At 60.1% G+C, this 23,474-nt stretch carries 20 protein-coding genes; 5 read left to right on the top strand and 15 right to left on the bottom strand.

Annotation, left to right across the window (positions count from 1 at the left end; all coding sequences use genetic code 11):
- Nucleotides 1–90: 90 nt before the first annotated feature.
- The 10 genes from hybE to G5182_RS01000 form a co-directional block, all read right to left on the bottom strand.
- Complete coding sequence (gene hybE / locus G5182_RS01045) at nucleotides 91–618, bottom strand: hydrogenase-2 assembly chaperone (RefSeq protein ID WP_421254104.1); 528 nt, start codon at nucleotides 616–618, stop codon at nucleotides 91–93.
- Nucleotides 600–1,130, bottom strand: coding sequence for a HyaD/HybD family hydrogenase maturation endopeptidase (locus tag G5182_RS01040; protein ID WP_421254103.1), 531 nt, complete (start codon nucleotides 1,128–1,130; stop codon nucleotides 600–602). Before G5182_RS01040 ends, hybE begins: the two co-directional genes overlap by 19 nt.
- Complete coding sequence (hybC, locus tag G5182_RS01035) at nucleotides 1,130–2,833, bottom strand: hydrogenase 2 large subunit (protein WP_421254102.1); 1,704 nt, start codon at nucleotides 2,831–2,833, stop codon at nucleotides 1,130–1,132. Before hybC ends, G5182_RS01040 begins: the two co-directional genes overlap by 1 nt.
- The gene (gene hybB, locus G5182_RS01030; RefSeq protein WP_421254101.1) at nucleotides 2,830–4,017 is read right to left on the bottom strand and encodes a Ni/Fe-hydrogenase cytochrome b subunit; all 1,188 of its coding nucleotides are present in this window, start codon (nucleotides 4,015–4,017) and stop codon (nucleotides 2,830–2,832) included. The genes hybC and hybB overlap by 4 nt, the downstream gene beginning before the upstream one ends.
- Nucleotides 4,010–5,056 (bottom strand): hydrogenase 2 operon protein HybA, encoded by a 1,047-nt coding sequence (gene hybA, locus G5182_RS01025; RefSeq protein WP_421254100.1) that lies wholly within the window; start codon nucleotides 5,054–5,056, stop codon nucleotides 4,010–4,012. Before hybA ends, hybB begins: the two co-directional genes overlap by 8 nt.
- A 2-nt stretch (nucleotides 5,057–5,058) precedes the next feature.
- Nucleotides 5,059–6,192 (bottom strand): hydrogenase 2 small subunit, encoded by a 1,134-nt coding sequence (gene hybO, locus G5182_RS01020; protein WP_421254099.1) that lies wholly within the window; start codon nucleotides 6,190–6,192, stop codon nucleotides 5,059–5,061.
- A gap of 971 nt (nucleotides 6,193–7,163) precedes the next feature.
- The gene (locus G5182_RS01015; RefSeq protein WP_421254098.1) at nucleotides 7,164–8,300 is read right to left on the bottom strand and encodes a glycosyltransferase family 4 protein; all 1,137 of its coding nucleotides are present in this window, start codon (nucleotides 8,298–8,300) and stop codon (nucleotides 7,164–7,166) included.
- A gap of 12 nt (nucleotides 8,301–8,312) precedes the next feature.
- Nucleotides 8,313–9,584 (bottom strand): glycosyltransferase family 4 protein, encoded by a 1,272-nt coding sequence (locus G5182_RS01010; protein WP_421254097.1) that lies wholly within the window; start codon nucleotides 9,582–9,584, stop codon nucleotides 8,313–8,315.
- Entirely contained in the window at nucleotides 9,581–10,987 is a 1,407-nt protein-coding gene (locus G5182_RS01005) for an O-antigen ligase family protein (protein WP_421254096.1), read from the bottom strand. Before G5182_RS01005 ends, G5182_RS01010 begins: the two co-directional genes overlap by 4 nt.
- Nucleotides 10,975–12,294, bottom strand: coding sequence for a lipopolysaccharide biosynthesis protein (locus G5182_RS01000; protein WP_337072156.1), 1,320 nt, complete (start codon nucleotides 12,292–12,294; stop codon nucleotides 10,975–10,977). The genes G5182_RS01005 and G5182_RS01000 overlap by 13 nt, the downstream gene beginning before the upstream one ends.
- Before the next feature lie 299 nt (nucleotides 12,295–12,593).
- On the opposite strand from G5182_RS01000, the gene G5182_RS00995 reads away from it, so the two are divergent.
- Genes G5182_RS00995 through G5182_RS00980 form a run of 4 tightly spaced genes read left to right on the top strand, consistent with a single transcriptional unit; the run spans nucleotide 12,594 to nucleotide 17,576 of the window.
- A complete protein-coding gene (locus G5182_RS00995; protein WP_421254095.1) occupies nucleotides 12,594–13,349 on the top strand; it encodes an acyltransferase in 756 nt (251 codons plus the stop codon).
- Entirely contained in the window at nucleotides 13,346–14,545 is a 1,200-nt protein-coding gene (locus G5182_RS00990) for a glycosyltransferase (protein WP_421254094.1), read from the top strand. The genes G5182_RS00995 and G5182_RS00990 overlap by 4 nt, the downstream gene beginning before the upstream one ends.
- A complete protein-coding gene (locus G5182_RS00985) occupies nucleotides 14,542–17,088 on the top strand; it encodes a hypothetical protein (protein WP_421254093.1) in 2,547 nt (848 codons plus the stop codon). Before G5182_RS00990 ends, G5182_RS00985 begins: the two co-directional genes overlap by 4 nt.
- A gap of 11 nt (nucleotides 17,089–17,099) precedes the next feature.
- Nucleotides 17,100–17,576, top strand: coding sequence for a hypothetical protein (locus G5182_RS00980; RefSeq protein WP_421254092.1), 477 nt, complete (start codon nucleotides 17,100–17,102; stop codon nucleotides 17,574–17,576).
- On the opposite strand, the gene G5182_RS00975 is transcribed toward G5182_RS00980, so the two are convergent.
- Both G5182_RS00975 and G5182_RS00970 read right to left on the bottom strand, forming a co-directional pair.
- Nucleotides 17,554–18,000 (bottom strand): hypothetical protein, encoded by a 447-nt coding sequence (locus G5182_RS00975; RefSeq protein ID WP_236768154.1) that lies wholly within the window; start codon nucleotides 17,998–18,000, stop codon nucleotides 17,554–17,556. The two genes, G5182_RS00980 and G5182_RS00975, sit on opposite strands and share 23 nt — an antisense overlap.
- A 90-nt stretch (nucleotides 18,001–18,090) precedes the next feature.
- Nucleotides 18,091–18,858 carry a hypothetical protein gene (locus G5182_RS00970; RefSeq protein ID WP_206901772.1) on the bottom strand — a complete coding sequence of 256 codons (768 nt, stop codon included), beginning with the start codon at nucleotides 18,856–18,858 and terminating at the stop codon, nucleotides 18,091–18,093.
- A 166-nt stretch (nucleotides 18,859–19,024) separates the two neighbouring features.
- Here G5182_RS00970 and G5182_RS00965 point away from each other — a divergent pair, with 166 nt between their 5' ends.
- Nucleotides 19,025–19,870, top strand: coding sequence for a DUF1194 domain-containing protein (locus G5182_RS00965; protein ID WP_421254091.1), 846 nt, complete (start codon nucleotides 19,025–19,027; stop codon nucleotides 19,868–19,870).
- 103 nt (nucleotides 19,871–19,973) lie between these two features.
- On the opposite strand, the gene G5182_RS00960 is transcribed toward G5182_RS00965, so the two are convergent.
- The 3 genes from G5182_RS00960 to G5182_RS00950 form a co-directional block, all read right to left on the bottom strand.
- On the bottom strand, nucleotides 19,974–20,600 hold the full coding sequence (locus G5182_RS00960) for a hypothetical protein (protein WP_421254090.1): 627 nt from the start codon (nucleotides 20,598–20,600) through the stop codon (nucleotides 19,974–19,976).
- A gap of 245 nt (nucleotides 20,601–20,845) precedes the next feature.
- Nucleotides 20,846–21,676, bottom strand: coding sequence for a hypothetical protein (locus G5182_RS00955; protein ID WP_421254089.1), 831 nt, complete (start codon nucleotides 21,674–21,676; stop codon nucleotides 20,846–20,848).
- Nucleotides 21,677–22,054: 378 nt separating this feature from the next.
- Nucleotides 22,055–23,470, bottom strand: a complete 1,416-nt coding sequence (locus tag G5182_RS00950) for a GumC family protein (protein WP_368194806.1) — start codon at nucleotides 23,468–23,470, stop codon at nucleotides 22,055–22,057.
- Nucleotides 23,471–23,474 lie beyond the last annotated feature (4 nt).

Here is a 23,474-nt window from a genome sequence, read left to right as displayed (position 1 = left end):
AAAAAAGAGGCGGAATGCGTGTCTGAACATGGGAGTGAGGGGCCAAAATGGCCCCCTATTCTAAACTTGATTTCGCGTGAAACCTAGCGACTATGCCGGTTGACCACGCCGGGCACCGAATAGCCGTCTGCGGCCCAGATCCACACCGCCAGCCCCTTGCTGCACCGGCAAGGAGAGCAGCATCTTGAGGGTGCTGCTCACCAGTGCTCGCCCCTCCCCGGCCCCGAGATGGGGATCGAGCGGCGACATCAGGGAACAGGACAACAGCTGACCACTTTCGGGCAATTCACCCACCATAAAGGTCATGTTGCCGCAGGGGAGTTGCAGGGCGAGTCGATCGCTGCTGCTGCGAACCGGCCAAAGCTGATCCGGCCCCGGCAGCACCACCACGCTCAACATCCAGGGGGTGAGCACGCAGCCGAGCCACTGACCTTCAAACAACGTGCACTCCGCCACTATAGGCATGTCCGGGTGATAGAAAGGCAACGCCTGCATCTCCTCCCGAGCGATCCGCTCGTACTGAGCTACCAGCAGGGGCGCGGGATTACTAACAAAACCCGAAAACTCCTGCACGCATTCCTGCACAGCATCAAGCTCGCTTAAATGGGACTGCGCCATAGGCCCTCCTGCTCTTGTTCAGCTTTCTCCTGCTCAGAGAGCGCAATGGCGGGCGCATCGACACTGGCCAGCAGGGTCAAAATCCGATCCGTCGCCTCCCCCATGGCAGCCGCCACCACGGGGGTGAGGCCGATGCGGGGCTCGAGGGATTCGGGCTCAACCCCGATCAGGGTGAGCCGCTTCGGCGACTCCCCCGTCATGTGCAGCGCCGAGAGCACATCCGCCAGCCCCAGCTGGTGCGGGGAGATCTTGCGGCCAAACAGGGTCGGGATCTCCTCATCCTTCAGAGTCACGACGGTGCCCGGCGGATTACCGCTGCGCACCGCATCCGCCAGAATGATGTGATCGCGACTGGCCATCGCTTCGAGCAGCTCCATACCGGCGGTACCGCCGTCGAGCAGCTCGATGCCGGGGGCGAAACGGTAGTTGCGCCCCAACCCCTCAACGATGCGCACGCCGACGGCCTCGTCACTCAAGAGCAGGTTGCCCACGCCCAGGATCAGGGTGTTCATCACAGCACCTTCACCTGAGTCGTTTCACCATTTTGGGTATCCACCACATGCACAGCGCAGGACATGCAGGGGTCGAACGAGTGGACGGTACGCACTACTTCCAGCGGCTTGGCCGGATCGGCTACCGGGGTGCCTACCAGAGATTGCTCGTAGGGGCCGGGTTCATCGTTGAAGTTGCGCGGGCCCGAGTTCCAGGTCGATGGCACCACCGCCTGATAGTTCTCGATCTTGCCGCCCTTGATGACGATCCAGTGGGAGAGCATGCCACGCGGCGCCTCTTCAAAGCCTACCCCACGAAACTCTTTATCCGCCGGGATCTCCGCCTTGATGTAGGCGGTGGTGTCCCCCTTGCCGATGTTGTCCACCAGCGCCTTCCACTGGTGCGCTAGGGTATCTTTGAGCACACAGCAGCGCACCGCGCGGCCGATGATGCGGCCCATGGTGGAGTGCAGCTGTTCAGTCTTGATGGCCGAGCCGGTGAGCGCCTTGTAGATGCCGTTCAGCTGATCGAAATGCGCCACTGTCTCCGGGTGCTTGGCGGCGAGCTTCACCAGCAAGTCTGCAAGCGGCCCCACCTCCACCACCTTGCCGTAGAAGGTGGGGGATTTGACCCAGGAGTATTTGCCGTCATCCTGCCAGCCGGTGTAATTAGGCTCGGTCTTGCCCTCCCACGGCTTGAGGGGCTCGTCATCCTTGTACCAGGCGTGCTTGTTACTCTCGGCGATGCCATCCATCAGCCAAGCATCCTGATGACTCTCGATGGGGCGATAACCTGCCAGATTGCCATTCTCGATATAGCCGCCCGGCATCAGGAAGCTGCCGCCGTTGGCGTCGGTGGGGAGCTCCGGCACGCTCAGGTAGTGCTTGGCCCCCTGCCCCAGGTTCAGCCACTCGGGGTAGTGGGCGGCGATGATGGCGGCATCCACCTTGTAGACCTGCTCGATAAACTCGCCAAGCCGGTCGATAAAGCTCTTCACGTAGAGCAAGCGCTCCAGGTTGAGCACGCTAGGCGCATCCAGATTGATGGGGTTGGCCACGCCGCCCACCGCCAGATTCTGGATGTGCGGGCTCTTGCCACCGAGGATGGCGACAATGCGGTTGGCATCGCGCTGGCACTCCAGCGCCTGCAGGTAGTGGGCCACGGCGATGAGGTTTACCTCCGGGCTCAGCTTCATCTCCTTGTGACCCCAGTAACCGTTGGCAAAGATGCCGAGCTGGCCGCTCGCCACCAACGCGCGGATCTTGTCCTGCACCTTGGTCAGCTCGTCGGCACTGTTGAGGGACCAGGTTGATACCCCCTTGAGCATGTCCGCCGCTTTTTGCGGATTGGCCTCAAGGGCCGCGGTGATATCCACCCAGTCCAGCGCGGAGAGCTGGTAGAAGTGGACGATGTGATCGTGGATGTTGTGGGCCGCGATGATGAGGTTGCGGATAAACTGGGCGTTGACCGGCACCTTGGCGCCGATGGCGTTCTCCACAGCCCGCACCGAGGCGATGGCGTGAATGGAGGTACATACCCCGCAGATGCGCTGCACTATCATCCAGGCATCGCGCGGGTCGTTGCCCTTGACGATCTCCTCCATCCCGCGCCACATGGTGCCGGACGACCAGGCTTTGGTCACTTTTCCGCCTTCGATTTCGCAGTCGATACGCAGGTGCCCCTCAATGCGGGTGATGGGGTCTATGGTGATACGTTGGCTCATACGTTGGCTTTCCCTCGGGCCTGATAATCTTGGTGAACACGTTCAAGTGATGGCAGTACCGGCAAGAGCCGGATCAACAGCAAATAGGCACACACCTCGATGGCAACAAAGCCCAGAGAGATCAGCACCTCCTCCGCAGAGGGGAAGTAGTGGTAGCCATTGCCGGGGTTGAAGGCGAGCAGGGAGTAATCCAGCCGCCAGAGGGCGGCGCCCAGCAGCATGCTGAGGGCCCCCAGGAACAACATGCGCGAATCCCGGCGGCTCTTGTCCCAGTGGAACACCAGCAGCGGGAAGATCATCAGCGCAATCTCGCTCCAGAACATGATGGAGAAGCGATTGAACTCGGAGAGATACTCCGACTTGTCGTGGATGACGATCTCGGCAAAGCGCAGCGCCACAAACAGGATCAGGAAGATATCGATCACCTGGGTCAGTTTGTAGAAGAGCGACTTCTCGTTGGGGCCCCGCCCCGCCAGTCCCGCCTGCACCAAAGAGCCCTCAAATACCACGATGGAAAAACCCATGATGAAGGCGGTCAGCAGCGAAAAGACCGGCAGCAGCTCGTAGCTTTGCCAGAGCGGATGGATCTTCTCCCCCGCGACGATCATCAAGGAGCCCATGGAGGATTGGTGCATGGTGGGCAGCAGAGCCCCCAGCGCCAGCACGAAGAACATGATCTTGTTGAGGCGAATGAGTGACGCCTTCCAGCCGAACTTCTCCAGCAGCACGGGCGCAAACTCCAGCGCCATCACCCCGATATAGATGGTCATGCAGACCGCCGTCTCGAACAGCACCGATGAGGTGTTGAAGTGACCGGGCAGGTAGAAGTACGGCAGGTTCCAGTAACGCCCCACGTCGATGGTGATGGAGAGACCACCGAGCGAGTAGCCAAACAGGCTCGCCAACAGGGCCGGTCGCACCAGCGGGTGATACTCACCCCGGTTGAACACATAGACAGCCCAGGCCAGCGCCCAGCCACCGCAGGCGAAACCGGTACCGATCAAGAGATCGAACGAAATCCACAAACCCCAGGGATAACCGCCATTCAAGTCGGTGACCGAGCCCAATCCGAAGATGAGACGTTTGAGGATCAACATGCCGCACAGGATGACGAACGGCGCCAGCACCAGCACAGGCCAGCTGACCAGCTTGCCGCCGAGGGGATACGCCTTGTGATTACTCATGATCCTTGCCTCCCTTTGTGGTGCCCTGACCCTTGATCTGCGCACTCCCCTGATCATGGCCATCATCATGATGGTGATCGTGACCATTCTTGGTGTTGCGACGGATAAGCACCGAAAGGCCGGTCAGCACCACCATGGGCAGCACCATCCCCTTGTAGAGGGTGTGCTGGATATGCTCGGAGCGGGCACCGGAGGAGAGCTCCGGCAAGTCGGGCATGTCGAGCTTGGTATAGGGCACCCCGGCCAGCACCAGCACCTGGGTGCCGCCCCCCTCCTTCTCGCCATAGACGTAGGGCTGGTAATTGGGCACTTCGTGCAGGTAGGGGTCGTTGGCCTTGAGGGTCTGGCGCGGATAGGCATATTCACTGCCCGGAGTCGCCAGCAGCCGGCGCTTGGCCTCGGCCATCAGCTCCTCGCGGGTGCCGAAGATGACGGCGCCGGTGGGGCACACCTCGACACAGCCGGGCAACTTGCCCTGATCAATTCGCTCAAGCCCCTTCTGGTTGCAGAGCTCGCACTTGTGGATCGCCCCCAGCGGATTGTCATAGTCATATTTGGGTACATCGAACGGGCAACCCACCATGCAGTAGCGGCAACCGGTGCAGACGCTCGGGTCGTAGTGAACGATGCCGGTCTTGGGATCTTTTTTAAGAGCCTGCACCGGACAGACAGAGACGCAGTTGGGATCGACGCAGTGCATGCACTGCTTCTTGATGTAGGCATAGCCATCCACCAGCTGATCCTTGTGCTCGCCAGTGCCGCTTTTCCACACCTGAATGATGTTGTTGGTGTAGGGGGTCAGCTTGTCGTTGTTGGACCAGGTTTGCGCCCCGGCTGGATTGGCCGGGTTGCCGTTGAGGCGCTGACACTCCGCCACACAGGCCTGACAGCCGACGCAGAGGGTGGAGTCATACAACATGCCGAGCGCGCCGGGAATGGGCGGCTTGTTCTCGGCCGCCGCCAATGCGCTGCCGGAGACGGTGGTGCCCGCCGCCAGCGCGCCGACGGAGGCAAATTTGAGGAAGTTGCGTCTGTTCACGGTTACTCCTCCCGTGATGGGGACTGCCCGGCTTCGTAGCGTTTCTGCTGGCGACCGAGTTCACGCACCGTCATCAGACTCACCCCTACCAGCACCCCGAGGGCGCCACCGATAAGGCCGGTCGCGGTGGGCGAGGTATAGCCCCCCTCCTGAATTTTCACATCGGGTTTATCCACCCTCGGAGTCGGGTTCTCTACCTTGGCAAGCTGGAAGATCCCCTTGCTAAAACCGACCCCTTGCTCGTTGCAGCCATAACAGGGGTGACCGATCCCGACCGGCCAGATGCCGCCGCCCACATCGCAGAACTCCAGAGTCGAGCAGTTGCCATAGGTCTCCGGCCCCTTGCAGCCCAGATGGTAGAGACACCAGCCCTGCCGGTGGCCCTCATCGCCAAACTCCTTGGCAAAACGCCCTGCGTCGAAGTGCGGACGACGCTCGCAGTTCTCGTGGATCAGCCGCTCATAGGCAAACAACGGGCGCTTCTTGCTATCCAGCGCCGGCAGCTTGCCGTAGGTGATGTAGTAGGCAACCGTGGTGAGGAAGTTGTGGGGATTGGGCGGGCAGCCCGGGATATTGATGATGGGAGTGCCGATATTGCCCAGCGCCTCTTCCAGACTGACGGCACCGGTCGGGTTTCCGCCGCTGGCAGGCACACCGCCCCAGGCGGCGCAGGAGCCGATGGCGATGACGGCAGCGGCATCACTGGCGGCACGGCGAATATGGTCGACGATGGGCTCACCGGCCACCATGCAGTAGACGCCGCCATCTTTGAGCGGAATGGAGCCATCCACCACCAGCACATACTTGCCTTTATAGCGCTTGATGGCGTTGTGCTTGTTCTCTTCCGCCTGATGACCAAAGGCCGCCGAGAGTACCTCGTGGTACTCCAGCGAAATGGTATTGAGGATCAGGTTTTCGATGGTGGGGTGCGTGGCGCGCAGCAGCGATTCGGTACAACCAGTGCACTCCTGCGCCCCAATCCAGATCACCGGCGGCCGTTCGGGGCTGGTGAGCGCAGTGGCCATCTTGGCGACGGCATGCTGACTTAATCCCAGGGTTGCGGCCATCCCGGCACACAATTTCATAAAATCACGGCGATTAATCCCATGAGCCGATAAAAAATTATCCTCGACCATTCTAGTTATTCCCGTAGTGAGCACTTGTTTGGTAAATGCTTAATAGGAGAAATGCTAAGGACTCACCCACATCACAGTATTGATCTCTATCAACTTCGACCGGCTTCCCCCTATTTACATAGCGAGCCACATCACAAACAGAATTAATTACCCCCAAAGAGATATTTGGCGAGAAAATAAATTTTATGAACTTAATTGGACAGCAAATAATTAATCACCGGACCAAATACCCTTTTGTTCCCAGTTAAATTAACATGCGGAATGACTGTGCCATGCCGCTTATTTCACAATATTGATACCCGACAATAAATGTTCAATCAAATATACCTTTACTCACTGAATTGCATATTTTACTGGCTTTATATCTGACTCAGCACGGTTTGCAACACCAAATCATGGCAGGAACAAGAGACCCGCTCAACCCTTGCTGCCAGGGCCTTCATGGCAGCATTTCCCGTAAATTCGCGCAGATGGACTCTGCCGGAAAGCACTAGCGGCAGCGCCCCTGGTTGCATCCCCGTCTGTTGAACCTGAGCAGTAAGAAGATGCATATGATGTATTCATATCGGAGGGTATCCAGATACGCTTTATCATCCGATGTCGAGACGAGTAAAATATCGCGACGGTGGATATGTTTACGCATCATCATGAATTCACATTCAATTTTACGGTAAGATAAACAGTTCATCAGCAGACCATCTGCAACAAAGTGATAATATTTAATTGGCGGCGAACTCGTTTATCAGGTTACAGATGTTACCGCTCACACTCATACTATTTACCTTAACGTCACCTTGACTAATTAACCAAAGCGTAAATATCCCTCTTCATCAGCAACGATGATAATTGTTCTCGTTCAGTAATAGTCAGCAATAATGAGAGAGGGATAAACGGGCCAACCAAGAAAAATCCGTGGACCTTCAGTTGAGCAGTGGCACCGGCAACCGCCACGCCTGCTGGCCAAGCAAGCGCTAACCACTCACGGCAAGGCTCAACGCATCCCATCGCAACATACCTTCCCACTGATCCAGTGTGCTTTGATAGGTATCCGCCGCGTTGTAATGGACCATGGCATGCAGGCGGGCATGATGGCCAAGTCGCTTGACCACGTCGGGCATGGCATTGAGGCTGGCCAGCACCCGCGCCAGATCGCCGGGATCGTTTGGCTGATATTTGCAGCAATTCACGTCATCGGTGAGGTGTCGATCCCACCAGGCGCCATCGGCCGGGATCACTACGCATAATCCCGCCGCCATGGCCTCCAGAATGGAGAGACCAAAGGGTTCCTGATGGCTGGTGGAGACAAAAATGCCGCATTGAGATCGGATCTCGTCAAGATTTGCGGGGTTGGCATACCAGTGCGTGTCTGGCAGTTGTGGCTGAGGCTGGCTGCAGGGTTGCAGCGTGCCCTTGGGCTGCAGATAGCACACCATCAGCTCGGGGCGAGCGTCAGGGATCAGTTGATGGGCGGCCAGCATGGTCTCCAGCCCCTTCCAGCGCAGCAACGAGGCCGCCCACAAAATACGAGGCCCCCCCAGAGTCGCTTTGGGCCAATCAATCTCGCTCAAACCATTGGTAAATGGCTGCCAGTGTGACGGGAACTCGGTCTCGCCAAGCCGGGCCAGCAACGCCGCCAGGGAGCAGCGGGTTGATTCGAGATAAAACACAAAACTCGCCCGTTGCAAGGCCCTGGCAGAGAGGCCCGAGCACCCCACAGGGCCATGGATCAGCTGAACCACCCGGCACCGCAACCAGCGGGTAGCCCAGTAACAGCAGAGATCCACCCCCGGCCCGGACGCCGCCACCAGGCACTTCACCTCCCCCAGACGAAACACCAGCCAGAGGATCAGCAGGGTCTGCCACCCCTGTTTGAGCAGATAGCCGATGCCGGACTCCCGCCCCTTCAATATGTGGGGCAGCCAAAGAGGATGATGCTGACAACGGGACCAGGAGTCGGGATCCTGGGTCAACACATGGCATGTGAGCCCGGGCATCCGTTTGGCCAACTCATCGAGCAGCACTTCGGTCGCAACCTTGGAGCCACCGCGAAACGGGATGGGATCCACGACGATGATCTTTCCGAACACCGGCTCAGTTTGCATGCTCATCTTGCTGCTCCCTTACTCTGGCACCTTGCGGCGGCCAAACCCCAGCTGCACTTTTTGCGCCACCTTGGCCATCCCACTTGCCAGCATATTGCGCCCTCTGGCAAGGAGTCGTTGCCCCGCCCAGTGAATGAGTGGTCGGAAGGGTGTGGGGGCCGTGGCGTGCCAACGACCAGCCAACGCGGCGTCCCACACCGCCGTGACCCCGTCGACATAGCGCGCCACCGTGAACAACTGTGCGGCACGCAGCTGAGCGGCCCGCCCCATTTCACATCGGCGTTGCGGATTGCTCAATTGCCGCCAGTGATCAGCCATCTCGGCCCAATCCCCCGGGGTTGCCAACAAGCCGGTCACCCCCTCCTCCACTACTTCGGGGATGCCACCCACCCGATAGGCACTGACCGGGAGCCCCAACATGCCCGCCTCCGCCAACGTCAGACCAAACACCTCCTCACGGGCTCCGGAGACCAGCAGATCCACCCCGCCCCGCAAGATAGCGGCACTGTCCGGCCGCTCGCCCAAAAAGTGGACCCGCTCAGCCACCCCGAGCTCGACAGCCAACGCCATCAATGCTTCCCGCTCCGGACCGCTGCCAATGATCAGCAACTGGGCCTCCTCCCCCGATGCCATCAGGGCAGCCAGCGAGCGGATCAGCAGATCAATCCCCTTGCGTTTGATCAGGGAGCCGACGGTTGCGATGATCATATCCCCCGGGGGCAAGCCCAGCATGCCGACGACCGGCCAGTGAGCACCGCCATTCAGGCGAGCGGTATCCACCCCGTTGGGTACCCGGATCAACCGCTCGGCCGCGCAGCCATCCTGGCGCCAACCGGTCAACACCGGCTCGCTCACCCCGATCAGCACACTTGCCTGATGAACCCGCAGGCTGAATCTGTCTCTTGGCTGGTAACGGGCATGGAGGTGGCACACCAGCGGCACCTGCAACGCCCGACAGACCACCGCCAGCCACTGACAAGGGGCCGCGCTGTTGGCGTGCACCAGCCCAATCTGCCGCTCGGTGATGAGCTCTCTGGCTCGCCGGGAGAGGCGCCGATGGGCCGCAAGATCAAAACGTGGCGCCTGCCATCCCAGCAGCAGGCTGAACGGCTCGACCATGGTTTCTACCTCGAGGGTGGCCGCCTCTGCCGCCAGCATCGGACTATTGCACCAGAGCAACGGCGTAAACCGGCTGCGATCGAGGTGGGCCAGCAGATCCAGCAGGCAGCGTTCGCTGCCGCGGATCCAGTCCTCTCCGTAGTGAACCAGCAAAACAGGGGTTGCGTTCATCCTCTTGCTCCCTTGGGTGGCACTGCCGGCAACCGGGTTGCCTCCTGATGATCCTCAGCGGTGGCCTTCACCTCTGTGGCCGCCTGCTGTACGTACTTGATGGCGGCGACGGCCAGCGCCAATTCCAGATAGATGGGCCAGGTAAAGCCCTGGGTCAGGAAGGATCCCGAAATCACAAACCCCACCATGCTGGCCATCACCCCCTGCATCGCCGTGATCACTGCAGGAGGCATGCCAGCAAGCTGGCAACGCCAGCCACTGCGCAGGGTCACCGTCACCATGCCGATAAACAGCGCCAACCCGACAAAGCCGGTTTCAGCCAGCACCCCGAACCAGGTGGAGTGCACCGCATGATTGAGTCCATCCCAATGGGGGCTGTAGAAGAAGTAGTTGTAATAAAAATTGGACAAGCCCACCCCCACCAGCGGATGGCCCAGCGCCATGCCCCAGGCCGCTTGCCAGGCGTAGATCCGCCCCATGGCCGAGGCATCGACCCCGCTCTCGGCGGCGCCGCCAGATGCCCGGTCACTGATCCCTGCGGCGGCAAACAGCACCACCAGCGCGACCATCCCCATCGAGATCAACAGGGTTTTCGACTTCACCCGCTGCCAGGCAAACAGGCCACCAACGGCGCAGATACCCAGCAAACCACCCCGGCTCTGGGTGGCGATAATGGCGGCCGCAGTCAGCGCAAAGCCGAGCCCCCCCAGTAAACGCCCCCCCACCCCATTGCCCTGATTGAGCAGTAAGCTCAGCGAAAAGCCGGCAGGAAAGAGCAGCACCAGCGCCAGATCGTTGGGATCCCCCAGCACAGAGCCCAGCTCGCGCCCAATGGTCACCCGGGTCCCTTCCACCAGCCCGATCCCGCTCGCCTTGTTGTAGAGGGCCACCAGCGCCACCAGACAGCCCGCTACCACGAAGGTGCGCACCGCCAGCGCAAAATCCCCCGGGGTGCGCACCAGCCAGGCGGTCGCCAGGGTCATCAGATAGATCTTGCTGTAGCTGGCCGTCCAGGTGGCGATCGCCTCGCCCCGGTTGCTGGCAAACAGCACACCGATGGAGACCATCACAAAGAAGGCCGTCAGCCAGCTCAGGGCTGGGCTCCAGTAGGGCTTGATCCGGCCGGTCAGCAAAATGTGCCAGACCAGCGCGCCGATGGCGGCCAGCGAGAAGAGCAGCGGGATCTTGAGGGGATAGAGCTGGGGGAACACCTCATGCAGCCGAAAAAAGGAGAAGGTGACAAACCCCAGCACCATCAAGAAGGGCCAGCGCAGGGCAAACCAGATGGCGGGAATGGCAAGGCCGAGCACCGGCAGCAGCAAGGGATGGGGCAACCGCCACCAGAGCAGAGCCAGCACCAGACAGATGGTGCTTGCCCAGATGGCCGGCGTTAGACGAGCCATGATCCTGCCCACCATTGGCCGAGCCAGACCATCGCCAGCGCCCCGAGCGAACTGGCCCAGAGGGTCGAGAGGCGATACGGCAGCGGCAGCAACCGCTGGCTCACCAGATAAAAGGCGAGCGCCCGCACCAGATAGACCAGCAGCAGAGTCCAGATCACCCCGGCGACCCCGAAGGGGGGGATGGCGAGCAGAAAGCCTGCGACCCCAAGGGCGCTGCAGCCCAGATTGATCACCATCTGGGCATTGCTCTTCTCGCCGCTAAAGCAGCCGACATTGAGCAAGTCCGAAACATTGCGCACCGCCATACCCAGCACCAGCAGCGGAATATAGGCAATCGCCCCGTGATAGCTCTCCGGGGTCAGCCAGCGAATGAGCAAGGGGGCGGTGAGCCCGACAATCCCCGCGGTAACAAACCCCAGTACCGACCCCATCACGCTGTAGTGGGCATTGAGCCGCAGTCCATCCGGCTCGCGCAGCAGCATGAAACGGCGGGGATACCACCAGAGGGCAAAGGGTTGCAGCAGAAGTCCCACTGCCAGCGCCAGCTTGCCCGCCACCGCGTAGTAGGCGAGCAGCGCCTCACCCACCACATCGGCCAGCAGCCAGCGATCCAGTCCGCTCAGGGCAAAGCCTGCCAGCCCGCTGACCACCAGGGGCAATCCATAGCGCAGCAGCGGCCGATAGTGCTGCCAGTCAAAGCGGATCCCGCTATCTCGCCACTGCCAGAGGCTCAGCAGCAACGCCAGTGCAACGCAGGTCAGGGTGCCGGAGGCCAGCACCCCGCTCACGCCCCAGCCGAGCCAGAGCCACCAGCCGGTCAGCACCGACTGGATCACCGCCTTGCCTGCGGTCGCCACGAAAAAGATCCGCGCCTGATTGCGCATCCTCAGCCATGCCAGCGGCACGCCGATCACCCCTTCAAACGGCAGGGCGCAGAGCACCCAGCGCACATCCGCAAGGCGGGTTTCAACCGGCAGCCAGGCTTGCACCAAAGGCGCCAGCAGCCAGAGCAGCACCAGACTGGCCAGGGCGATCAGCCAGACCAGCCCAAACATGCGGGCCACCACCTGCTGGCGCTCCTGCTCATCTTTCGCCAGTCCGGCAAAGCGGTAGAGGGCATCCACCAGCCCGAAGCCAAGGATCAGGGAGCCCAGATTGATGAGGGTCAACAGCACCTCCAGCTGGCCGTATTCACGAGGCAGCAGCTGATGGGTCAGCACCGGCAGCATCAGCAGGGAGATCCCCTTCATCAGGAGCAAGCCGCCGGCGTAATAGAGCATGGCAATCTGGTTCACACCAAGTTTCATAGGGCCTCCCAGCCACCCGAAGCATCCTGCTCCGGGTCAGCTACCGCTAATGCAAAGCCCACGCCACTCACTCCCGCCCTGAAGCGATAGCCCCTCTGTGCGGCTTAACCGGCCTGCACAAGCCCAGAATGAGACTGGCATTTGCGTTTTGCACAACGCTGGCTGCAAATTGCACCGACCGGCGCAATCTGACTCTCCTATTAGCCCCATTTGGCCCGATCTCGCTGGGGCCGTCCTGTTGGCCCGATCCCTGCTTTCTGCATAGCGAGCAACGGACTGTACCAGAGGGAGAGGTCGCCATGAACACCATCAACCTGCACCGGATGAAAAGCTGGGCCAAACAGGGGGAAACGCCACTGGCCCGCCGGGTATGGCAACTGGCCAAAAGTGCCCGCCACTGGTCATTCCCCGTGATCCCTCCCCTGCATCGGCTGCTTTATCGGCTCTATCTGCTGGGCAGCAACGCGCTGGCAACCCTGACCCGCACCCTTTGGTGGACCCCCTTGTTTCAATCTCGCCTCACGGCCCCCGCCCCACGCCTCTATCTCTATGGCGGCATCCCCTATATCAGCGGTCCGGTCACCATCGAAATCGGTTCCGACTGCCGTCTCAGCGCCGCCATGACCATCAGCGGCCGGGCATCGAGCCAGACGCCAAAGCTGGTCATTGGCCGCAATGTCGGGATTGGCTGGCAAACCACCCTGGCGGTGGGCAGCAAGATAGTGCTGGGGGATAACGTCCGGATTGCAGGGCGTGCCTTTCTGGCGGGCTACCCGGGGCACCCGATCAACGCCCGCGATCGCGCCCGGGGCCTGCCGGATCGCGATGAACAGGTGGGGGCCATTGTGCTGGAGCAGGATGTCTGGCTTGGCACCGGGGTGATGGTGATGGCCGGTGTCACCATAGGCGCCGGCACCATTGTCGCCGCAGGCAGCGTCGTCACCCGGGATCTGCCCGCAGGTGTGCTGGCAGCGGGTGTCCCGGCCACCGTACTGCGTCCCTTGCAGCCACAGGATCACAGCGACCCCGCACACGCTTCGGAGACCTTTGCATGAAACCACACTCACTGCCGCAACTGGTGGTGCTGGGCGAGGATTGGGGCCAGCACCCCTCCAGCACCCAACACCTGATCAAGCGTCTGTTGCCCGATTATCAAGTGCTCTGGGTCAACTCCATCGGCATGCGCTGCCCCCGCTTTACCCTTCATGATCTCACTCGTATCGTCCGCAAACTGGGGGCCGTGCTGCGCAGCGCGCGCCATGCTGGCGGCCAGTCGGTTGCGCCATCAGAGGTCAGCAGCCCCCGGGTACTGCCGCCGCTCGCCTTGCCGCTGCCGGGCAGTCGTCTGGCGGGCAAGATCAATGGCCACTGGCTGGCGGCGCAGATCCGGCGCCAGTTGCCCGAGCTGGATCGCCCCTTGCTCTGGATCTCCCTGCCCAGCGCCGTCGATCTGATTGGCAAGCTCGAAGAGCGGGCGGTGATCTACTACTGCGGCGATGACTTCTCGGCGCTGGCGGGGGTGGATCATCAAGCCATTGCCCACTGCGAAGCCCGACTGGTGGAAAAAGCGGATCTCATTCTGGCCGCCAGCCCCGCGCTGGCCAGCCGCTTTCCCCCCCATAAAACCCGGCTGCTCAGCCACGGCGTGGATCTCGAGCTGTTTATGCCCCCCAGAGAGCGGCCAGCGGATCTCCCCTCCGGCCGCCCCATCGCCGGATTTTACGGCAGCCTGAGCGACTGGATTGATATCCCACTGCTGGCAGAGACGGCCGCCGCCCTGCCCCATTGGGATCTGGTGCTGATTGGCCCGGTCCAGACCGATATCTCCCCCCTCAAGGGGCTCCCCAATATCCATCTGCTGGGGCCCCGTCCCCATCACACGCTGGCGGCCTATGCCCAGCACTGGCAGGTGAGCCTGCTGCCCTTTGTCGACAACGCCCAGATCCGTGCCTGCAATCCATTGAAATTGCGCGAGTATCTGGCCGCAGGGCGCCCCATCGTCAGCACCGATTTTCCGGCCCTCGATGGCTATCGGGATCAGATCCAACTGCCCCAGGATGGGGAGAGCCTGGCCCAGGCCATCAACCGGGCCGCCTTTGATCAATCCAATCCGGGCTGGTTTCAGGAGAGTGGCTGGGAGGGGCTCACCCGCAGCGAAGGGCGCCACACGCGCCAACAGCAGGTGGCCCTGCAAAGCTGGGATCACAAGGCTGCCGAGCTGAACAACTGGTTGAAGGGGCTGCCCGGATGAGCAGAGGGCTCTGGCTGGTTATCCTGCTCTGCGCCAATGCAGCGATGGGCGCTACTCGGCTGGAGGGGCAGACCCCGCTGCCCCTAACCAGTAACCAGACACCCCAGCGGCTCGATCTGAGCACCCACAACTGGCCAATAGGCAGCGATGATGAACTGGTGATCGAGGGCTATAACCCCAGCGCCCGCCCACAAACCCTGATCCTGCGTATCGACGATAACGCCTCGGTCAACTACCGCAGCCGAGTCAATCTGGAGCGGATTGTCGCACCCGGCCCCTTCACCCAGCGCTTTGCCTTGAGCGAGTGGCGCACCAGCCAGCCCAGAGCGCTGGCGCTGGACAAACTCACCAAGCTCTATCTCTTTATGGCCGATAACGCCCCCTCAATGACCATTCACCGCTGGTACTGGGAACCCGGTCTGACCCTGCCTGCGGGCACCATTGCGCTGGATCTGGGGGCGGCGGCTGCGCCCCGCTTTACCGGCTTTGAGCCCCTGAGCCCGGGGGATCCCCGGCTGATTGGCCATCCCACCCCCATCTTGCGCCCCTCCGGCGATGCCCTTGTGCGCGATGGGCTGCGCAATCTCGACGGAGTGCGACTGGACCTGGCCAAAGGGCGCTACCAGCTCACCCTCTGGCTCGATGACCCCGGCGAGTGGGAGTACCTGCCCCACCCCTTCGAGCGCAGCGTGCTAGTCAATGGCGAGCCCATCTGGGCCGAGCAGTGGCAACCGCAGGAGTGGCTAACGCAGCGCTATCTGGCGGGACAATCTCGCGAGGCACTGCCAAACCCGGATCCCTGGCAGCTGTTCGGGGCACGACAGGGCGGCCCGGTCCATGTCACTCTGAACCACCCCGGCGGCCCGCTCACTATCACACTGGTGGGCCACTCACCGGATGCCAAATACCTGGCAGGGCTGCTGCTTGCCCCCTATCCGGCCCCCACCAGCAAAGAGGCTCTCCCGAATAGTGGAAAAGCTCTCGCCGTATTGGCCGACGCTACCGCAAGCGTGCTGACCAAGCAGCGCCAGCTGTTTTTGGAAAAGTGGACTCTGGCCCCCTATTCCCCAACCCCAGCCCCAACCCCAGCTTCGCAGCAGCTCAGCCTCACGCCGATTACGGATGCCGCCCCCACCCTGCAGATCGCCCCGCTATCTGCGGCCGATGCGTTGCAGCAAGCTTCACAACCGGTGCTGGCCGCCCGTGGCGGCCAGCTGTTGCTGGAGTTTGCCATCCACGCCGCCACCGACGATCCGGCCCCCTTGCTGGTGATCCAGCCCCCCGAGCGGGCAGGATCGCCGCTGGCGCTGACCCCCTATTACGGCAAGTGGCATCTGGTTCGCCCGCAGGCGAGTGGCACCCTGCTGGCGCCCTCGGATCAGGAGCTGGTCGAGGGGGTCGCCGGACTCACCCTGCTGGCAGGGGTACCTCGGCGTCTGGTGTTGCAGATCACCATCCCCCGCGATGCGCCTGCCGGTCGCTATCTCGGCAATATTCAGCTGCTCAGCCAACAGCAACTGGTGCAATTGCCGCTGACTATCGAGGTGCTACCGCTGACCCTGCCCGCGGCCAGCAAGCCGGTCGGCATCTATGTCGAAGCCCCCCCTTATCTGAATTGGCTGAGCCCCAACCCCGAGGCGCTAAAAGAGCAGATCGCCGCGGCCAGTCGCTGCGATCTGCAGCGGCTCGCCAAGCTCGGGATCAGTGGCCTCTCGCCCGCCCTGCCACAGGATGAAGCGGGGATGCGGGAGATCATGGGAGAGGCGGCCGGGCTCGGCTTTGTGCCGCCCCTGCTGGCCTATACCCCGCTCAAACGCTGGGGGGGAGACCCTGCCAGCCAGCTTGATCAGTGGCAGGCGCGGCAACAGGGGCTGACCACCAGCGGCTTGCCCCCGCTGGCATGGAGCCTGTTTGATGAGCCGGATCTTGCCACCCTGCCCGCCATCACCACTTTTGCGCGGGAGATGAAACGGCGGGACCCGGCGGTGATCCGCGCGGGCCACTTCAATCATCCAGGTCAGGTTGGTCTGCTGGCAGAGGTGGAGATTGCCCTGATCAACGCAGGTTTTGGCGCCGACAAGGCCGATGTGGCCCGGGTGCGCCAACACAAGGTCACCCCCTGGTTTTACAATCTGGGCACCCCGAGAGCCGCCGGGTTCTATCTGTGGCAAAGCGGCGCCGAGGGCTATTTGCAGTGGCATGGCCGCATGCCCACCGCCCTGCCCTATGACCCCACCGATGGGCGGGAGAGCGACTTTATGCTGCTCGGCCCGCAAGCCTGCGAGGCGCACCGCCTCTCTCACGATCTGCTGCTGTTGCAGCAAGCCATCGAAGATCTGCGCTGGCTCGCCTGGCTGGAGCAGGAGGCCCGCTATCAGGTGGAAGCCGCCCTGCTGCTGGAGCGCCTGCGGGATCAGCTGCCGACCCGCTGGCAGGTGGCAGAGCAACTGCCCTCTGCCGCCTGGATCCAGTGGCGCCGCGAGATTGAACAACTGGCCAAGGGATTGAAAACATTGCAAACTGGTGCCAACTCATCCTCCTGAAGTGACTGCGTATGGCCAACCAGACTCCCCGCTCCACAGCCAAAGACAGCGCCCTGCGCCGCCTGTTGCCTCTGATGCTGCCGCTGCTGATCCTCACCGGTTGCGCCCGTCAGGAACCGGTCAATGAGACCCTGCCGATCCTCAACCAGTTGCGGGAACAGCAACTGGCCGAACAGCCCCAGCTGCAACTGCAGTACCAGCAAGCGGAGACACAACTGCCAGCGGATCAGGAGCAGCTGCTGCATCAGTTTTTAGGACGCAAGGATCCGGCCCGAATTGCGCTGGTAAGCGGCCCCGGGCTGCAAACTGACATGCTGGAGAGTGCGCGGATGGCGAGCGTGCGACTGACCGCCCTCACCCGCTTGCTGGGAGCTCGCGCCATTGAACTGGAGCCCCGCTATGACCCAATGCTGGCCCCCAATACCTTGCTGATCCGCATTCTGCCAAACGGTGAATCGGGGTCGGTCACCCCAGCGGCGGCGCAATAAGGCCGAGGCAAGAGGTCGGCAAGGCCACCCGATAGAGGGGATAAGGGGTCAGCCCCCACAATTTGCGCCAACCCTGGGTAAGACGGTACGAGAGCAACGGCGGGCTCTGGTGCAGCTCGCCTAAAAACATCACCCCCTGACTCATCCCTTCACCCGCCAGCGTCACTGACATCGCCTCGCTATCCGGCGCCACCAGCATGGCCTGCAGCAGGCCGTCACAGCGGGGATGGGCCAGCTGATAGCTGACATAGGTGCCACCCAATACCGGCGTAGCCACCCGCAAGCGCCAGCCCATCTGGACCAGCTCCAGCAGCATCGGCTTGGCTCCCTCGTTAACTGCCCGGTTCTGATAACGCCAGCCCATGGCGGCAGCACTGAGCAGCGCCACCAGCAACAGCAACAGATATCCCCTAGATAGATGCATCACGGCGCCCCCTTAGAAACAGGATGGTCATCACCAGCAGCATCATATTGACCACCCAGCTCTAATAACTCCACCAACCGCAAATACCCCTTAGACAGACGCATCACGGCGCCCCCTTAGAAACAGGATGGTCATCACCAGCAACATGATGGCCCACTGGTAGAGCTGGGCCAGCGAGCCGGTATGCAGCCAGCCATACCAGCGCAGATCCAGGCTCATCAGCACCAGCCGCAGCTGATTGGCCCCGATATAGAGCAGGCAAACCAGCAGCAACATGGGCCACTGCCGGTAGAGGGGCCGATCCGGCGCCAGCCAGCAGCAGGAGACCAGCCAGGAGAGCACCACCAGATAGAGTTGAGAAAACGAGGAGCACCCCTTGAGCACGATCAGCGCATGGCCCCCCAACCGCTCGATGCGATTGCCATCAAGGCGAGTCTCCCAGCCAAGCAGTTGCAACCATTGGCCTACCCCCCAGGCATCGAGGGCCAGCACGGGGCCGGAGAGCAACGCAAACACCTGCTGCCCCCACAACACCGCCACGGTAAAGGCGAGCACAATCTGCAACACCGCCCGCTCATCGCCACTCTGATGACGGCGCCATAGCGAGGCCACCAGCAGCAGACAGGCCAGCGCCTTGCAACTGGCGCTGGGGATCAGGATCAGCAGGATAAAGAGGGCGAGCGCCAGTGGATGCGGACGCCAGCTCGGTGCAACCCGCGATGCAATTTGCCACCAGATAGCAATCAGCAACACCACCAGCAGGTTGAAGTGGCCCATATTGAGCCACACCATGCCCCACTGATTGGCCAAACCAAGTAGCAGCCAGTTGGGTGCCCACTGCCAGGGACGGATCTCCATCGCAACTCCTGCCGGTTATCAGCGCTTTTGACCTCTGTCGCAAGTTCTCGCAAGTTCCATGCCTGCCCGGCCTCACCCGGACCAAGCCAAGTCAGAGGATTAGCCAAGCTGGCACGCTTTATTCATTCCCCCTGCTGGCACTAGCGCCAGGGAGAAGGAGTGAGCAATGAAACTCAAACCGTTGGCAGGGCTGCTGGGGATGTTGTTGGTAACCTCCCCCGCATACGCCTTGACCGAAGTCGATACCGAACTGCAACTGCTGATGGATGTGTCGGGCAGCGTCAGTTCATCGGAATTCAATTTGCAGTTACAGGGCTATGTGGACGCCTTTTACAGTCAGGAGGTACAAAGCGCCATCCTCGACACCAGCGGCGGTAAGCTGGGCTCCATCGCCGTGCAGATGATCATGTGGAGCGGCTCGACCCAGCAGAGCGTGATGACCGACTGGTTCCACCTCTACGACATGACCTCCATCAACAACTTCGCCGCCACCCTGGATGCCCTGGTACGCCCCTATGCGGGGATGACGGCCCCCGGTTCGGCCATGGCCTTTGGTGCCCAGCAGTTTGATACCAACAACTACACCGCCGCCCGCCAGGTGATGGATGTGTCGGGTGACGGGATCCAGAACGCAGGGCTGGATACCGCCACCGTGCGGGATCAACTGCTCGCCTCCGGCATCGATACCATCAACGGCATCACCATAGGTCAGGACTATGCCGATGGGGTGCTGCAAGAGTGGTATGTGGAGAACGTGGCGGGCGGTCAGGATGCATTTGTCATCAATGCCACCACCTTTGCCGACTTTGGCAATGCGCTGGAGCTCAAACTGGCTGCCGAAATTGAGGGGGGCATTATTCCGGAAGGTGCACTGGCCGCCCCCATAGAGGAGATCCCGCTGGCCGCCCAGCTGCTGCTCGGTATGCCGCTACTGCTGGCCTGGCGCTATCAGCGCCATAACCAAGGACGCCTGCAGCCCGTCAACGGGCAACTGGCACCCGCCATCGGCTGATTTATCACCCCGTGTGTCGCGATTAGGGAGCTATGGCTCCCTGATTTTTTTGTGGCGGTGATGACCTGAATACAGCGCGAAAAGGCTAGTCGCCCTGACGAAATTAGCCCGATTGACCAATATGCCAAGTCTGACCATATGGATGCTGCGCCGCTTGTTCTTCTGAGGGCAACAACGATAACGCCTCCTGAGTGGATGCAATAAGTTCACTCTTGCCAAGAGCCCGGCGTAGAGAGAGCGCCTCTGAGAGCACGGCGCGAGCGTTATCATAGGCGCCGGTCTGTACGAGAGCCTTGCCAAGATGATGCAATGCGAAATGCAGCATAAGGGAGTTTGGTTGCAACCGTTCAACTACTTGGGAGGCCAAGCTGACAGCTTCGTCCAAACGGTCGAGCCGCTGCAAAACCTGCACCAGGCGTAGTTCTGAGCTAACGCGAGCAACATCGTCCTCTGAAACCATCTGCGCGGAGATCACCTCTCGGAGAATGGCTTCTGCCTGCGCGGCTCGTCCCACACATAGCAACATAAAGGCAGCAGCGCTCCGAGCTCTTGAAGCAGCTCGTGACAATGCAGCACAGGGATGTTGGTCGAGGGACTGATTGGCAACTGCCAGCATAGCTATTGGGTCTACCGCTTCGGGGAGCAGATAGGGAGCGCACAAGCGGTATTCCGTACCGGTGCCTGCGATGCAAAACGTGTAACCATCAGTGAGCGCCATGGGTTGATTCATCGATCCTCACGTTTAAAATAAGCTGCCTTGCAGCATTCGATATTTTCCGGAAGCAAGGGCTGTAGGTTCGATTAGCGAAGCGTAATCGGACGTTCGCGGTCTTTTTACAATATTTCTATTAAACTCATCAAAACCCTCCCAGGTTGCCACTTCGCCCCTCCCCAAAAACACTTACTCTCGAACTGGCTCCGGTCGTGACGTTATTGCCATATTGACATGTAATTTCACCACTCTTAAACAGTTTGTTATGTGAATTTAAACCCATATGCTTTGATCGAAACATTCTTAATTTTACTTTCACCGATACATCTTTTTAAATTTGAGTACACTTTTAGTGCTTCACTGTAAAATTGCTCATATTCAGGATCATCAGAAGCACAATCGACAGCCTTTGCAAAACATTTGGTGGCAGAGAACAGCTTGGAAATACAGATAATCATCAACATATGCTTCAAAGCGAGGCTTTCGTTACGAGTGTCCGGTAATGGGATAACTGCAAACTCTCCTTTATGATTCAAGGCAGACCTTGTCTCATCTGCTACCTGTTGTAACGTAGGGTGCTTCATTTTGCACAATAGCTTGTAGTTGTGATAACACATTTTCCAAGCCGTATTAAATTCATCATTATTTGGAAATTCATCCGGAACGCTCCCGTATAAATCTTTGTATGCTGCCATTTTGCAAAGTTTTTGAGCCCCCCAAGGAACATCACCATTCTTGTTAAGTAGAACTTCATCAGCCAAGTCTTGACACTCAACAAGGCAATTAACAACAAGTGCATTTTCATAAAGCGAAGCAGCGACACATGCAGCTTGGTAAGGATAACCCCAATTAATCAATAACCACGCACCTCTAAAATCACTCATGGTACGCTTCAAAAATGCAGCAGAAAGTTTGATGGATTTTGAACCTGAGTTTTTACCTTTGAGAAATGGAGCTTTAATAGCTAAGTTCATACAATCTTCAGCTAAAGAATCCCAAGGCTTTAAGTCTTCAAAACTTCGGTCGATTGCACTGACTTCGAGGCGAGCCAGATAGTTCCAATAGTGATCTTGCCAGTTGTCTTCAGAAATCATATTTCAATCTCTTACGTAGGATTCCAATAATTCACATAACAGTAATTAGATGGAAAGCGCTATTAATGTGTTAGTAACGCCTTCCATCTAACTCCGCTCTACCACTCGTCATCACAACCAATAGATAATATTAAAATCACTGTATTACCAACCAGCGACTAATTTATGAGTCCATTATCAATAGATTTGAGTCGGCTCCACTTGTACCACTGGGTAAAACCACCGTCAAGAAACGCAAACAGAAAATGAAGTCTATCTCCTCTTTTATGGGGCTTGCCGCGATGTTTACTCCGCTATTTGCATGATATAAAAAAGGCCTCATTAAGAGGCCTAATCAGAAATATTCAGATTCCGGCTGATAGCCAGCTTTTGTGGCAATCAACCCGGTTCTGGTGACAAGGGCAGCACCTGCCCATCGAGCGCCTGATCACTGTGGGATGGATAGTCCGGCACCGGCTCGCAGTAGGGAATGCGGCTTAGCACCGGCGCCTTGACCAGGGCGGCCAGTTGATCGGAGCGGCGCAGGCTGGCATCCGCCAATTCGGCCACCAGTGCCAGACCGCAGCCGAGCCCCAGCCCGCCAACAATGCCTGCCAACAGAAACAGCCAGAGCGGGTAGTTGCTCGGCTTGCTGGGGGCAAAGGGTTTGTCGATCACCTTGATCCGCTCTCCCTGCTCGAAGTTGCCCAGATCGCCGGTCACCTTGGCCTTTTCATAGCGCAGCAGCAAATCCTGATAGAGGGTGCGCTTGACCGCCAGATCCCGTTCCAGCTCGGCGAGCTGGCGCTCGGTATCGCCCTGGGAGTCGACCACCTTGTCCAGCCCATCGAGCTGGTTCTTCAGGCCGGCGGCGTTTTGCTCCGCCTCCGTCAGCTGCGTCTGGGCCAGTTGCCACTCGGGCCCGCGGGCCATATCCGGTTGGGATTTGAGCTGCTCGAACTCCTGCTGCAACTGATCAATCTGATAGCGCAGACTCTGCACCTTGCTATGCTCGTCGCTGTAGCGGGCTCGCAGCAACACCAGCTCGGTGCGCATCAGTTGCAGCTTCTCATCCAGTTGGCGGGCCAGCTGGCTCTCCTGCCCCAGCGATAGCTGATCGACCCGGGCCTTGGCCTGCTGCAAGGTGATCAGGCTCTCGGCATAGCGCTCCTGCAAACCATAAAGACGGGCGACGTTGGTACTCTGCTGCTGGGGTAAGGCGCTGGCATGCTCCCGTTTGAAGTCGGCGAGCAGCTGCTCGGCCTCTTGCAGTTCGCTGCGGCGGCTGTCGAGCTGGCTTTGCAGGAAACGTTCGGACGATTCCGCCGACTGGCGCCCCTTGCTGAGCAGGTTGAAGAAAAAGCGCCGTGAAATGGCTTCGAGCAAACCGGCGCTGTTGGCCGCCGAATCCGCTTTTACCTTTATCTCGATCACCTCATCGCCGATCAGCCGCAGCGAGACGGCACTCGAGAGCCAGTCCATGATGGCATCGCGCTGAGCTGGGGGGGTCTCGTCATTGACCAGGCCACGATCCCGCGCTACCCCGTCCAGCACATAACGGCTGCGCAGCAGGGCTTCGAGCACCGCAAAGCGATCTTTCAGGCTCTCCTGAGTGATCAGATCCTTGAGGGTCGGGGTCTGGTTGGCATCTTGCGGCACCATAAAGGTGGTGCGGCTCTCATACTCCTTGGGGGTGAGCAGGCCGACCGTCACGCCCACCAGCGGCATCACCAGCACCGGGATCACCAGCAGATAACGACGGCGCCAGGCGGCAAAGAGAATGATGTAGAGGTTGTAATAGAACTGGACAGGCATGGCA

This window comes from Aeromonas sp. 600948 (genome assembly GCF_049174875.1).
In the GTDB taxonomy this organism is placed as follows: domain Bacteria; phylum Pseudomonadota; class Gammaproteobacteria; order Enterobacterales; family Aeromonadaceae; genus Aeromonas; species Aeromonas veronii_A.
The sequence above is the reverse complement of the archived record's forward strand: the minus strand, read 5'-3'. Positions and strand labels throughout refer to the sequence as shown.